This window comes from Cryobacterium sp. LW097 (genome assembly GCF_002205495.2).
GTDB classification, from domain to species: Bacteria; Actinomycetota; Actinomycetes; order Actinomycetales; family Microbacteriaceae; genus Cryobacterium; species Cryobacterium zongtaii.
In genome coordinates this window covers 1,131,706-1,144,799 of sequence record NZ_CP021992.1, presented here as the reverse complement: position 1 = coordinate 1,144,799, position 13,094 = coordinate 1,131,706, and the positions used below count along the sequence as shown (strand labels likewise).

Sequence of the window (13,094 nt, the reverse complement as noted above, 5' to 3'; positions counted from 1 at the left end):
CATCCGTTAGACGCCGAACAGGACCTCGACGGGACCGCGCACGAAGAAGACCAGGAAGCCGACCGCGACGACCCAGAGCAGCGGGCTGATCTCACGCGCCTTGCCGGAGAGCGAGCGCACGATGACCCAGCTGATGAAGCCGGCGCCGATGCCGTTGGCGATCGAGTAACTCAGCGGCATCACGATGATGGTGAGGAACACCGGCAGCACGATGGAGAAGTCGCTGAAGTCGATAAACCGGATCTGCGACACCATCATGGCACCCACGATCACGAGGGCCGCTGCGGCCACCTCGAGCGGAACGATCTGGGTGAGCGGGGTGAAGAACATTGCGGCCAGGAACAAGAGCCCGGTGACGACGTTCGCGAAGCCCGTTCGGGCACCCTCACCGATTCCGGCGCCGGACTCGATGAAGACAGTGTTCGACGAGGAGGAGGTGGCGCCACCGACGACGGCACCGACGCCCTCGACGATCAGCGCCGACTTGAGCCGGGGGAAGTTGCCGTCCTTGTCGGCGACACCGGCCTCGTTGGAGAGCCCGGTCATGGTGCCCATGGCGTCGAAGAAGTTCGTGAAGACCAGCGTGAAGACCAGCATCACTGCCGCAAGCACACCGATGCGCTCGAACGCGCCGAAGCTCACCTCGCCCACGAGGGACAGGTCGGGCAGTGCGACGAAGCTGGTCGGCAGCACCGGGGCGTTGAGGTTCCAACCGGCCGGGTTGGTGCCGAGCGAAGGACCTACCTTGAAGATGGCCTCCAGGATCACGGCGAGCACCGTGGTGCCGACGATACCGATGAGCAGGGCCCCCTTCACCTTGCGGGCCACAAGCACACCGATCAGCAAAAGCCCGATCACGAACACCGCGGTGGGCAGGCTGGCGACCGAACCGGACTCGCCCAGCTGCACGGGCGGGGAGGCGACGCCGCTGGAGCGAACAAAACCGGAGTCGACCAGGCCGATGAACGCGATGAAGAGGCCGATCCCCACGGTGATGGCGATCTTGAGCTGACGGGGCACGGCGGTGAAGATCATTTCGCGCAGGCCCGTGGATGCCAGCAGCACGATGATGAGGCCGTTGATGACGACCAGGCCCATGGCCTCCGGCCAGGTGACCTGGCCCACGACGCTCACGGCCAGGAACGAGTTGATACCGAGCCCGGCGGCGAAACCGAACGGCAGTCGGGCGATGACACCGAACAGGATGGTCATCACCCCGGCCGTGAGCGCGGTCACCGCGGCGACCTGGCCGTTGGGCAGCCAGTTGCCGGCGACATCCACCGCGGCCTGGTCGGCACTGAAGCCGCCGAGGATCAGCGGGTTGAGGATGACGATGTAGGCCATCGTGACGAAGGTGACCAGGCCGCCACGCACCTCGCGGCTCCAGGTGGAGCCGCGGCGAGTGACCTCGAAATACCGGTCGAGCACGGACTTGGTACCGCGCCCCGTGGGCTCGGATGGACCGGACGCCAATGGGGTTCCGGTCGAGGTGCCTGTCGTGGCGGTTGGGGCTGCTGCGGTGGACTCGTGCTCTGATGCGGAAATGATGCTCTCCCGGTCGGTGTGCGGCGGCGTGCCAAACGCCTTATTCTACGACGCGTCCCGCGGCCGTGATAATCGGCCCAACCTGGCTGGCTAAACGTGCGGCACGAATTTGCCCCAGGCGACCCGCCGTTCGGCCTGCGGATCGGCCTCGATCCGGTCGCGGCTGTCGATGACCAGCGTCAACCTGTCCGCCTCGGTATATGGCGGCCAGGCGGCATCCGGAACGCCCGTGCCGGCAAAACCCAGCCACCAACCCTGCATGCGCGCACCGATGGCCTTGAACTCCCGCCGGCCGCCGAGCACCGTCATGCCCCGGCCGAACCAGCCGTCCAGTCTGTCGAAGAGCGGGAACAGTTCGAGGCCGTGCGTGGCATCCAGGCCCATCCGACGCAGTAGCCGGGGCGCGGCGTCGAACCTGTAGAAGTACACCGGGGCGTATCTGGAGTGCCGCTCGCCCACCTTCACGCTCGGATACCAGAACGAGTAGTCGCCGCCGAAGTCGAGCGCGGCCCGCGCCGCGGGGATGCCCGGGTACTGCGCTTTGAGGGCCTTCTTGGCCTTCTTCTTGGTGTTGGCGAAGACCGCCCGCATGCGCGGCGGCGTTGACGCGAGAATGTCGATGCGGCCGCTGAACAGCGAACCCTCGCGCTGGTTGGTGCCGATGAGCAGCGGGATGCGGTGCGCCCGGCCGTCGCGGAACGCGTCCAGCGGCCGTTCGGGCAAGAAATCACCGTCGATGACCGGGCAGAGCGGGATGGTGCCTGGGTACTGGTCGGGCGAGCGCACGGTGAGGGTGGTGGTGGCCTGGGCGAGGCGGGCGGGGTCGGCGTCCAGCAGCAGACGAACGGCCTCGGCGTCGGTCAGGCCCGAACTCACCGGCGGTTCGGCCTGGTGCCCTGCGCCGGCGGTCGGCGATGCCGGGGCAGCGGGGGCCTGCTCGGCGAGGATGCGCACGAATGTCGCCGCCCACTCGGCGGTCAGCGCCGGCGGGTACACGGCGTTCGGCGGGGCGCTCTGGGCGATGGCCCGCTGGAACAGCCCCGCGGCCGCCGGCACGGTCATCAGGGTGGTCACCGCGTTGCCGCCGGCCGATTCGCCGAACAGGGTCACCGCATCCGGGTCGCCGCCGAACGCACGGATGTTGGCGCGCACCCAGGCAAGCGCCGCGACCTGGTCGCGGAGACCCAGGTTGCTCTCGAACGGCCGCTCGGGCGTGGAGTAGCGACTGAAGTCGAGGTAGCCGAGCGCGCCCAGCCTGTAGTTCATGCTCACGTACAGGATCCCGGCGCGGCGGACCAGTCCCTCACCCTGGCGGGGATTCTCGCGCGACGACCCGACGCTGTACGCGCCGCCGTGCACGAACACCATTACGGGGCGAAGCGCCCCGTCGTCGATCGGCGCATCCGGGGCGATCACGTTGAGGGCCAGGCAATCTTCGCTCTGCGGGATGCGCGGGTGCGCGCCGAGGAACTGGCCCTTATGGCTCTGGGTGGCGACCGGTCCGAACTCCGTCGCGTCGCGCACGCCCGGCCAGGGCGGAGCCGCGGCGGGGGCGCGGAAACGCAGTGGGCCCACCGGAGCAGCCGCATAGGGGATGCCTCGCCACGCGCGGATTCCGCGCTCGCTGACGCCGCGCACCAGCCCGCCGGACACCCGGATCTCGAGGGGATCGAGAGCGCGCGCGCCGGTATGCGAAGTCATGGGGTGATCCTAATCCGGTCCGCTGACCCCGGGGCAAACTCGGTGGTGCGGCTGGCGGAGCACTACGCTCAGCTAGGGCTGCGCGAGGTATGCGTGCGGCCGGATCCCAGAGAAACGAGACACCAATGGCACTGCCCTGGACCCTGCACGGCGACGGTAAGACCGTCGGCCCGACCGACGTCGTGGCCCCCGGCGAACGCCTGAATTGGCCGATTACGATCGGCATCGGAGCCCAGCACGTGGTCGCGATGTTCGGCGCGACCTTCCTGGTCCCGTTGATCACCGGTTTCCCGCCGAGCACCACCATCCTCTTCTCCGGCATCGGCACGATCCTGTTCCTGCTGATCACGCGCAACAAACTGCCGTCTTACCTCGGGTCGTCGTTCGCGTTCATCGCCCCGATCACCGCCGCCGTCGCTACCGCGGGCATGGGCAGCGCGCTGTTCGGCATCCTGGCCGTCGGAGTGCTGCTGGCACTGGTCGGCGCCATCGTGCAGTTCACCGGGGCCGGCTGGATCGACGCCCTGATGCCGCCGGTCGTGTCCGGTGCGATCGTCGCGCTGATCGGCTTCAACCTGGCACCGGTGGCGAAGGCCAACTTCACCCTCGCGCCGCTCACCGCGCTGATCACCCTCGCCGCCGTCATCCTCTCAACGGTGCTGTTCCGCGGCATCCTCGGCCGTCTGTCGATCTTCCTGGGCGTCATCGTCGGTTACATCGCCGCGGTCATCCAGGGCGAGGTCGACTTCAGCGCCGTCGGTGACGCCGCCTGGGTCGGCCTGCCGCCGCTGACCCTGCCGACGAACCCGTTCGAGAACCCCGCGGTGTGGGCGATCCTGCCGGCGTTCCTCCCCGTGGTGCTGGTGCTGATCGCCGAGAACGTGGGCCACATCCGCGGTGTCGCGCAGATGACCGACAGCTCGGTCAACAAGCTCACCGGCCGTGCCCTGCTCGCCGACGGCCTCGCCACGGTTCTGGCCGGTTTCGGCGGCGGCTCCGGCACCACCACCTACGGCGAGAACATCGGCGTGATGGCCGCCACCCGGATCTACTCGACGGCCGCGTACTGGGTGGCCGGCATCACCGCGGTGCTGCTGGGCCTCTCCCCCAAGATCGGCGCCGTCATCAGCACCATCCCGGCGGGCGTGCTCGGCGGCGTCACGACGGCCTTGTACGGGCTCATCGGCATCATCGGCGTGAAGATCTGGCTCGACAACAAAGTGGACTTCAGCAAGCCGGTCAACCAGTTCACCGCCGCCACCGCCCTGATCATCGGCATCGCCGACTACACCTTCAGCGCCGGCACCCTCACGTTCAACGGCATCGCGCTGGGCACCGTGGCCGCCATCGTGATCTACCACCTGATGACCTGGGTGGCCCGGGTGCGCCGCACGGCGTAGCCCCCCGCCGGCCCGCGAACTGTGAGCTGAGCACCTTCCCGAGCGGTTTTTCGGGGCTTTTCTCTCGGTTCGCGGGGCTGGTCGCTACTGGTGCAGCGCGGGGACTATCAGGTAGACGCCGTAGAGCACGATCAGGCCGCACAGCCCGAAGCAGAGGTAGCCTGCGTACTGAGCGACCGACTTCTGGATGTCGGTGAGCGGGTTGGCCTTGAGGGCCTTACGGGCGCGTTTGGCGTCCTTCGCGGCCCGCGCCGGGCTGAGCACGGTGATCGCGCCGGTGAACTCGGCGGGTTCCACCGTCGGGATGCGCCCGGCCGTGGTGAGCAGGCGCAGGCCCAGCGAGTAGAGCGAGACGACGACGGCCGAGGACACCAGCGCGGCTGCCGCGACAACGAGGAAAGCGGCCCAGTCGATCACAGTGCAACCTTCTGTCGGTCCTTGCGGGACGGTTTGCGGGGCGTTTTCCTGATCTTCACGACGTGGCCCGCGTCATCGATGTCGTGCAAGTTGTCGTGTGAGATCCTGTCGCGCTTGGACCACTGGAAGAGCACGTAGACCACGGCCGTGCCGATGACGACGTCGAGCACGATGCCGATCGGGCCGAGCAGGGCCAGACCTGCGGCGAACGCGCCCATGATGGCGGAAGCCGGTAGGGTGAGCAGCCAACCCAGCGCGATCTGGCCGGCCATGCCCCAACGCACCGTGGAGCCGCGTCGGCCCAGGCCGGAGCCGATGACCGACCCGGAGGCGACCTGGGTGGTGGAGAGAGCGAAGCCGAGGTGGCTGGACGCGAGGATGGTCGCGGCGGTGCTGGTCTCGGCAGCGAAGCCCTGGGCGGGCTTGATCTCGGTGAGCCCACGGCCCATGGTGAGAATGATGCGCCAGCCGCCGGTGTAGGTACCGATCGCGATCGCGAGGGCGCAGCACGCCACCACCCAGAACTGCGGTCCCGAACCCACGGCCTGGTAACCACCGGCGATGAGGGTCAGGGTGATGACGCCCATGGTCTTCTGCGCGTCGTTGGTGCCGTGCGAGAGGGCCACCAGCGACGAGGAGAAGATCTGCGCGTAGCGGAAGCCGCCGCGGCCATCAGGCTTGCCGGCGTCGCGGCGGGTGATGGCGTAGGCCAGGCGGGTGGCGAGGTACGCGACGATGCCGACGGTGATCGGAGCGATCAGCGCGGGCAGGATCACCTTGGCCAGGACGACGTCGAAGGCCACGGCCTGCGCCCCCACCCCGATGATGGTGGCGCCGATGAGGCCGCCGAACAGGGCGTGGCTGGAACTGGACGGCAGGCCGCGCAGCCAGGTGATCAGGTTCCAGACGATCGCGCCGATCAGTCCGGCGAAGATCATTTCCGGGCTGATCTGGATTCCTCCGTCACCCTCCTTGATGATGCCGCCGGACACCGTCTTGGCGACCTCGGTGGACAGGAACGCTCCGACGAGGTTGAGAACTGCCGCGACACCGACCGCGACCTTGGGCTTCATGGCCCCGGTTGCGATCGGGGTGGCCATGGCGTTGGCCGTGTCGTGGAATCCGTTGGTGAAGTCGAAGATGAGTGCCAGTGCGATGACCAGCGCGACGATAAGGGTGAAATCCACCGGCGTCTTTCCTTGTATTACCCGAACCGTGGTCGGGTACATACATAACCGGCACGCAAGAGAGATGGCTGGCTCGAAACCGGGCCTCGTTGATCCTGACAGCCTGAGGCGGGCAGGTCAATTCAGGGTGCGTTCATTCGTTGTTCACCCGGAATTCAGGTGGCAGGACATCAGTCGCGGGCCACGACGGTGGCGAGGTCCGCACCGAAGGTGAACGTGGCCTCGACCCGCTGTCCGGCCAGCACACCGGGCAGCCAGTGCCTGGCGTCATCCCACATCTCGTCGACGGGTAGCCGGGCGATCGTGAACCATTCAGGGTTCAGCTCGTCGGATTCGCGGGGAATTCCGCTGAACCGGTCGGTGACGAAGACGTTCGACCGCTGGCTCCAGGCGGGTTTGTGCGGGAACAGGTAGGTGAGCACCCCCATCGGGGTGAGCGCGTCGGCTCCCACGGTCAGGCCCGACTCCTCCTCGATCTCCCGCACCGCGGCATCCAGGGCGGATTCACCGGGTTCGAGCTTGCCGCCGAGCCCGACGATGTTGCCCAGACCCAGGCCCTTCTTCTTGCGGCCGAGCAGAACCTGGGGCTCGCCGGTCTCGGAGAGGCGGGTGAGGTAGCACACGCACACCTGGGGCAGTTCGGTCATGGTGTCATCGTAGCGAGCGCCCCGCGGGGCTCCAGAATCCTCGGTTACGCTGTACCCATGGATTTTGTGCCTGAGACCGGAACTATCACGATGTTCACCACGACCTGGTGCGGCTACTGCTCGCGCCTGAAGAGTCAGCTCGACAAGGTCGGCATCGGCTACACCGAGGTGAACGTCGAAGAGGTCGACGGCACGTCAGAGCTCGTCATGAGCCTCAACGGCGGCAACCGCACCGTGCCGACAGTGCTGTTCCCGGATGGCTCGGCCGCGACGAACCCGTCGCTCGCGCAGGTGCAGGCCAAGCTCGCACCCGCCGCCTGACTTGTCGTCAGACAGAAACTGCCCGGCCGACCTGAGTCGTCCGGGCAGTTCTGTCATGAGTACGGGTTTAGCCGAAGAGCACGGCCGCTTCGTCGTAACGCTCCTGGGTGACCCGGTTGAGGTCCATGGTGGCGTCGGCGATGCTGACGTTACGGATGTCGGTGCCCTTGAGGGAAACCATCGAACCCCACTTGCCCTCGATGACGGCGTCGACCGCTGACATGCCGAGGCGGGTGGCCAGCACCCGGTCGTAGGCCGACGGGGCGCCACCACGCTGGGTGTGGCCGAGTACGGTCGCCCGTGCTTCGATGCCGGTGCGTTCTTCGATCATCGGGGCAATGAGCTCGCTGATGCCGCCGAGGCGCGGACGGTTGAACGCGTCCAGGCCCTTGTGCGAGTGCGCCTCGCCCATTTCGGCGAGCAGGAATCCTTCGGAAACCACGAGGACCGGCGCGCGGCCGCGGTCGCGGACGCTCTCGACCCACTCGCAGATCTGCTCGATGGTCTGCGGCTGCTCGGGGATGAGGATGGCGTGTGCTCCGCCGGCCATGCCGGAGTGCAGGGCGATCCAGCCCACGTGGCGGCCCATGACCTCGACGACCATGCAGCGGCCGTGGGAGTCAGCGGTGGTGCGGAGACGGTCGATGGCTTCGGTGGCGATCTCGACGGCGGTGTTGAAGCCGAAGGAGTAGTCGGTGGCGGCGAGGTCGTTGTCGATGGTCTTGGGCACGCCGACGATCTTGATACCGGCATCCGTGAGGCGGCGGGCAGCCGTGAGGGTGCCCTCCCCGCCGATGGCGATGATGGCGTCGATACCCTCGGCGTCCATAGTCTTCTGGATGTTTTCCGGACCCGCGTTCTCGCCCTCGTAAGGGTTGGTGCGCGAGCTACCCAGGATGGTGCCGCCCTGGCGGGACAGGCCACGAACGCTGTGCCGGTCGAGCTTCATGAACTCGCCCTGTACCAGCCCGCGCCAGCCGTTGCGGATGCCCACGAACTCCGAGTCGTATGCGCGTCCCCCCTTGAGGACGGCACCCCGAATCACTGCGTTGAGGCCCGGGCAGTCTCCGCCGCTGGTGAGGATACCGATCTTCATTTCTTGGCTACTCCTTATTACATGCATGTGTGTTTCGGCGGATCGCCCGTCCACCATCATGGCGGCGAGCATTGGCCTGGATCAAGTCAACACCGGCGGCGCTGCTCTGAGGTAGGGACTTCCGGCCCGGTGTTACAGCTCACCGTCCAGCGCCTGCGTGAGTACGTATACCAACGCGCTGGCCTGCACTGAATCTGCCGCGGAGACGTCTTCGTCTGCCCCGTCGAGCGCGCGGGCCGCGAGGCCCTGCTTGCTGCCGATGAGTTCGGCGATGCGCGCGTCAATAGTGTGTGCGGCGATGATCCGCCAGGCGGTGACAGGCTCGGCCTGGCCGATCCGGTGCACCCGGTCGATGGCCTGGGTCTGCTCGGCCGCCGTCCAGCTCAGTTCCGCGAGCACCACGTTGGATGCCGCCTGCAGGTTCACGCCGACTCCGGCCGCGGTCAGCGAGCACACCACGACGGCGACCTCGGGGTCGGTGTTGAACGAGTCGATCGCGGCCTGGCGGGCCAGGGCACTCTGATCGCCCCGCAGCGACACCGTGCGCAGGCCGCGTTTGGCAAAGATCTCCTCCGCGGCATCCATCACGTCGATGTGCTTGGCGAAGAAGACGACCTTGCCCACCGAGTGGGCCAGCTGGGCCGCGTAGTCCGCGGCGAGCCCGGCCTTGGCCTGACCGATCTTGCGCACCATGGTGAACACGTTCTCACCGGTGCTGGTGCCCTTGGATTCCTCGAGATCGGCGTGGGCGACGGCGCGGATGTACGCGGCGCGCTGCTCGTCGTCGATCTCCGGGTTGCGCACGCCGGGGTGGCGCGCGGCGACGAGGGCCTTGTACCGCTGCACCAGGCGGGCGCCGAGCTCACGTTCGGCCTTCTGGATGGAACGGCCCAGTTCGCTGTCGAGCTCCACCGGAAGGTCGGCGATGCGCTTGGCGGGCAGGTCGGCGGCGACGTCGACCTTGCGGCGGCGCACGATGCCCATGTCGATGACCGCGGCGCGGGCCGCGGTGTAGAAGCCGGCATCGGCGGGGGTGAGCCCGGTCTCCTCCAGGCGTGCCATGAGCTTGGCGGTCGGCTTGTCGCCGTCGATCCAGCCGAGGAATTGCCAGATGGCACGGAAGTCGTCGACGTCGTTGATCAGCGGGGTTCCGGTCAGCGCCATCAGCAGCGGGTTGTTACCCGGGGTGCGGCGGCGGATCTGCTCGGCGAGGCTGAGCACGTGCTTGGACCGCTGCGACTGCAGGTTCTTGATGAAGTGGGCCTCGTCGACGACCATGCCCTTGAAGCCCAGGGTGCCGAGCCAGGCCAGGTGCCGGTCGAGAACGTCGTAGTTGACCACGACGACATCGGCGAAGGCGTCGAGGGTGTCGCCGTCACCGTGGATGACCGTGGCGCGACGGTGCGGCGTCCACAGTTCGACCTCGCGCACCCAGTTCATCTTCACGACGTTGGGCACGATCGCCAGCAGCGGGTAGGCACCGGCGACGGAGGCGGCGAGCAGGCTCTGCGCAGTCTTGCCGAGGCCGGGCTCGTCGGCGAGCAGGTAGCTGCGGTGGCCGAGGCGGGCGCTTTCCACGAACCGTGCCTGGTGGCGCATAAGCTCCATGCCGCGCGGAGAGAACCTGTCGACGTTGGGCGCTTCGGGCAGGTCCATACTGGCGGCCTGGCCGCCGGAACCGAACTCGAAGGCCTTGAACAGCGGGCCGAGCAGTTCCCAGTTGGCCAGGCGACGGGCGGCAGAGACCGGCGCGGCCTTCACGGCGCTGAAGTCGGGGGCCAGGAACGGATTGGCCATCTGGCGGGCACGCACGGACTGCGGGATGACCTGGTTCTGCGGCACCTCGGGCTTGGCCTCGGGTTCGCGGGTGATGATGAGTTCGTCCGGGCTGAGTTCCGCGCCCGATTCCAACAGCCAGTCGCGGCGGAACCGCTGGGCGACGGTGGAGACGCCGGCATCCGGTTCGAGCAGGGTGATCAGACTGGTGTCGCGGGCCGCGGTCTTCGCGAGGATCTGGGCGATACCGTCGAGGCGTTTGAGAAGTTCGGCGCGGTTCGCGTCGGTCAGTTCGGGGTCGGTCTTCACGCGGGCGCGTTCTTCGCGCATCAGCAGCGCGATGACCTGGTACTTGGTGCGGTTGGTGGGGCCGAGCTTGGTGCCGCTCTGAGCCTTGGCTTCGACCTCGCGCACCTTGCGGGCGAGGATCGGGATGATCGGGGCGTCGTCGTCGCGCGAGCGCGGTCGTTGACGTGTTCGACCGCTGCCGGCTCCAGCGCGGCCCGCTCCGTTGGGGCGGGTGTGTGCCATTTTTCTCCACTTCACACCAGCGCATCACTCAATGCGCGCTGGTCGTGTTGCGCATCCGCAGGATGCCTGTGCGATCGATACGCCGAACCCCATGATCGAGCAGCGGGACGCCGCAGCTTTCAGTCACTTGTGCACTGATGGCCGCGGGGCCACGGTCGAGCCCGGCTCCAGACGCATCCTTAGTCTATGCCCGCCCCCGGATTTAGCGGTGCACAGCGGTCGGGACCTTGGTCCGGATTCCGACGATGATGAAGACCAGAGCGGCAATGAACTGAGCGGACACCCAGCCCTGCCCGTGCAGTTCGATCACGACGATCGGATTCCACAGCACCGCGATCGGCACCAGCCCGATGAGCCACCACCACGCCTTGGCCTGAATGACGAAGACGCAGATGATGAGAGCCAGGATGCTGACGATGTACCGGATGATTACAAAGCTGTCGACATCGAGCAGGGCCAGCCCGGCCAGCAGCGCGATCGCGCCGAGAAGGCCGGGTGCCAGGGCCGAGCGGGTATAGGCAGGTTCTGCCGGGGTGCCCATCAGACGCCCCCTCCCCCGCCGCCGCCTCCGCCGCCGCCGACGGAGCCACCACCGCTCGAACCGGAACCGGCCGAGCTGGCTGCGATACCCGTCGATGCTGACGTGGCGAACGCTGAGACGCCGGTGGCGAAGTACGCGGCGCTGAACGGCGCGGTACCGACGTACCAGTCCGGCTGCTGGTGGGCACCGGCATAGTAGTCGCCCAGCACCGTGGACCACTCCTTCTCCTGACCGGTCAGCACGGCGAACGGCAGCAGTCGCTCGTAGAGCTTGAGCACCTGCACGGGGTCGGTCGCCACCGCACCGGGAGTCTTATCCGGCCGGGACGGCGTGCGCAGGGCGCCGGCGGGGCTCTGCAGCACCCGAAGTCGGTCCGCTTCGGCCAGTGAGATGTACACGGAAACACCCTTCAGGTAGTCGCGCAGTTCGGCGCCGCGGGCCGTGAGCGGGCGCACGTCGGCCGTCACGGCGATCGTAAGTATCGCGGCGCCCAGGCCAACGACCAGGAGCAGCGCGGGCCACGCGCCGGCGACCTCGGTGGCGAACGACACTATGCTCGCGATCATCGCGACGAGGCCGGCGACGATGGCCACACCGAACAGCCAACCGCTGAGGGCGCCGCCCTTCTTCTCTCGGAGCCCGTCGGTGAGCAACTGCTTGCGGGCGTCACTCTTGGCGGCGGTCAGGGCGGTGCCCAGTTTCGCATCCGTCTTCTTGAAGTCCCGAATGGTGCCGATGGGCCGGTGGGCGGGGAACAGGGCGTCGAGGACGGCACGCTCGGTGGGGTCAATGCCCGCCCGGCTGCGCAACTCGAGGAGGTAGTGGTTCTTGCCGTCGCCCTCGAGGACCCGCACGTTGCCGTTCACGGCGAACTGCAGGAACTGGGCGGTGAGGGATTTGCCGCTGGCCTTGGCGCCGAGAACACCGCCGGCCTGCAACAGGTTCACGCCCGTCGGCGGCAGGTATTCGGCGATGATGGTGGGCCGGCCGGGCCGGTTGCGCCAGCGGGTGTTGCGCAGGGCGACGCCGATCACGGCCGTGGTCAGCGCGGCCAGAGCCGCGAGCAACGCGATCGTCGGGAACACGTTGGCGGTGAACGAATCGTCCCTGGGGACGAAAGTACCCTCGTCGAAGCCCACAGCGAGGGCGAGGCCCTCGTGCGGGCCCAGGTCGCGTGCGGTGGCCTCAATGACCCATTCGTCGCCGTCGGCGGCGCTGTCGAGCGTGTCGCAGGTCGCGCCGGATGTCGACACGCCCTGGTAGCAGGCGGTCTGACCGGTGAGGGCGGGAACCAGGTCGGCTGCCACGTGCACCGTGGCGGAGACGGTGCCGAACGGCTGGGCCCAGCCGGTGCCGTTCACCTCCCAGAAGAACTCCTCATCCGTCGTGTCATCGGGGAAGTGGGCGACGTTCTTCTGGGTATAGCTGATGACGTAGGTCTGTTCGCCGTGGACGAAGTCATCGTCGGCGATGGTGATGATGAGGAACTCGTCATCGGAGTCGTCGCTGTCGGTGTCGGTTTCGTAGTCCCGCTCGGTGCCGTTCTCGTCGGTGACCCTGACGTTGGTCGGGTTGGTGGGCTCACCCCGGTAGTGGGTGGGGATCTGCCGCCGGATGCCCTTGTTCTGGTCGGTCTCGGGGAACTGGGCGACGAGGGTCTCGGTGGTGGCCAGGGTGGAATGGCCCTCCTCGTCACGGTCGAGCCTGTAGTCGGCGTGCAGGGACGCGAAACTGAAATCGTCGACGCCGGCCGAAACCGACTGGGGCGCGAATGTCGCTCCGGCAGCGCGGGCCGGGGCGGCCAAAGCCGACGCAGGGCTCGCGCCGAGGAGGGTGAGCCCGGCGAGAATCGTCGCGGCCAACGACAGTCGGAGGCGGAAACTGACGGGTCGGTGCATGGTCTCATGGTACCGAGGGAGGTCAGACACCGGT

General features: G+C 67.7%; 11 protein-coding genes. 2 read left to right on the top strand and 9 right to left on the bottom strand.

What is annotated here, in order from left to right; translation table 11 throughout:
* Window positions 1-6: 6 nt before the first annotated feature.
* Window positions 7-1,473, bottom strand: coding sequence for an NCS2 family permease (locus tag B7495_RS05310; protein WP_240632418.1), 1,467 nt, complete (start codon window positions 1,471-1,473; stop codon window positions 7-9).
* Window positions 1,474-1,635: 162 nt separating this feature from the next.
* Complete coding sequence (locus tag B7495_RS05305) at window positions 1,636-3,246, bottom strand: carboxylesterase/lipase family protein (RefSeq protein WP_088455654.1); 1,611 nt, start codon at window positions 3,244-3,246, stop codon at window positions 1,636-1,638.
* Window positions 3,247-3,371: 125 nt separating this feature from the next.
* Between B7495_RS05305 and B7495_RS05300 the strand changes: the two genes are divergently transcribed.
* The gene (locus B7495_RS05300) at window positions 3,372-4,646 is read left to right on the top strand and encodes a uracil-xanthine permease family protein (protein WP_088455653.1); all 1,275 of its coding nucleotides are present in this window, start codon (window positions 3,372-3,374) and stop codon (window positions 4,644-4,646) included.
* An 84-nt stretch (window positions 4,647-4,730) separates the two neighbouring features.
* On the opposite strand, the gene B7495_RS05295 is transcribed toward B7495_RS05300, so the two are convergent.
* The 3 genes from B7495_RS05295 to B7495_RS05285 all read right to left on the bottom strand — a co-directional run bounded on the left by B7495_RS05295 (window position 4,731) and on the right by B7495_RS05285 (window position 6,897).
* The gene (locus B7495_RS05295; RefSeq protein WP_088455652.1) at window positions 4,731-5,063 is read right to left on the bottom strand and encodes a peptidase; all 333 of its coding nucleotides are present in this window, start codon (window positions 5,061-5,063) and stop codon (window positions 4,731-4,733) included.
* Entirely contained in the window at window positions 5,060-6,250 is a 1,191-nt protein-coding gene (locus B7495_RS05290) for an inorganic phosphate transporter (protein ID WP_088455651.1), read from the bottom strand. Before B7495_RS05290 ends, B7495_RS05295 begins: the two co-directional genes overlap by 4 nt.
* 170 nt (window positions 6,251-6,420) lie before the next feature.
* Complete coding sequence (locus B7495_RS05285) at window positions 6,421-6,897, bottom strand: 8-oxo-dGTP diphosphatase (protein WP_088455650.1); 477 nt, start codon at window positions 6,895-6,897, stop codon at window positions 6,421-6,423.
* A gap of 57 nt (window positions 6,898-6,954) precedes the next feature.
* Here B7495_RS05285 and B7495_RS05280 point away from each other — a divergent pair, with 57 nt between their 5' ends.
* Entirely contained in the window at window positions 6,955-7,218 is a 264-nt protein-coding gene (locus B7495_RS05280) for a mycoredoxin (RefSeq protein WP_088455649.1), read from the top strand.
* Between the two features lie 67 nt (window positions 7,219-7,285).
* Here the strand turns inward: B7495_RS05280 and B7495_RS05275 are convergent, their stop codons facing one another.
* The 4 genes from B7495_RS05275 to B7495_RS05260 form a co-directional block, all read right to left on the bottom strand.
* The gene (locus B7495_RS05275) at window positions 7,286-8,314 is read right to left on the bottom strand and encodes a 6-phosphofructokinase (protein ID WP_088455648.1); all 1,029 of its coding nucleotides are present in this window, start codon (window positions 8,312-8,314) and stop codon (window positions 7,286-7,288) included.
* Between the two features lie 132 nt (window positions 8,315-8,446).
* Window positions 8,447-10,621, bottom strand: coding sequence for a DEAD/DEAH box helicase (locus B7495_RS05270; RefSeq protein WP_088455647.1), 2,175 nt, complete (start codon window positions 10,619-10,621; stop codon window positions 8,447-8,449).
* A 202-nt stretch (window positions 10,622-10,823) separates the two neighbouring features.
* Window positions 10,824-11,162, bottom strand: a complete 339-nt coding sequence (locus B7495_RS05265) for a DUF6804 family protein (RefSeq protein WP_240632417.1) — start codon at window positions 11,160-11,162, stop codon at window positions 10,824-10,826.
* Entirely contained in the window at window positions 11,162-13,060 is a 1,899-nt protein-coding gene (locus B7495_RS05260) for a DUF2207 domain-containing protein (RefSeq protein WP_088455646.1), read from the bottom strand. The genes B7495_RS05265 and B7495_RS05260 overlap by 1 nt, the downstream gene beginning before the upstream one ends.
* Window positions 13,061-13,094 lie beyond the last annotated feature (34 nt).

Coding starts and splice junctions, on each gene's coding strand:
- B7495_RS05270 (WP_088455647.1), bottom strand. CDS start 10,621: ATGGCACACACCCGCCCCAACGGAGCGGGCCGCGCTGGAGCCGGCAGC.
- B7495_RS05260 (WP_088455646.1), bottom strand. CDS start 13,060: ATGCACCGACCCGTCAGTTTCCGCCTCCGACTGTCGTTGGCCGCGACG.
- B7495_RS05305 (WP_088455654.1), bottom strand. CDS start 3,246: ATGACTTCGCATACCGGCGCGCGCGCTCTCGATCCCCTCGAGATCCGG.
- B7495_RS05275 (WP_088455648.1), bottom strand. CDS start 8,314: ATGAAGATCGGTATCCTCACCAGCGGCGGAGACTGCCCGGGCCTCAAC.
- B7495_RS05265 (WP_240632417.1), bottom strand. CDS start 11,162: ATGGGCACCCCGGCAGAACCTGCCTATACCCGCTCGGCCCTGGCACCC.
- B7495_RS05280 (WP_088455649.1), top strand. CDS start 6,955: ATGGATTTTGTGCCTGAGACCGGAACTATCACGATGTTCACCACGACC.
- B7495_RS05285 (WP_088455650.1), bottom strand. CDS start 6,897: ATGACCGAACTGCCCCAGGTGTGCGTGTGCTACCTCACCCGCCTCTCC.
- B7495_RS05300 (WP_088455653.1), top strand. CDS start 3,372: ATGGCACTGCCCTGGACCCTGCACGGCGACGGTAAGACCGTCGGCCCG.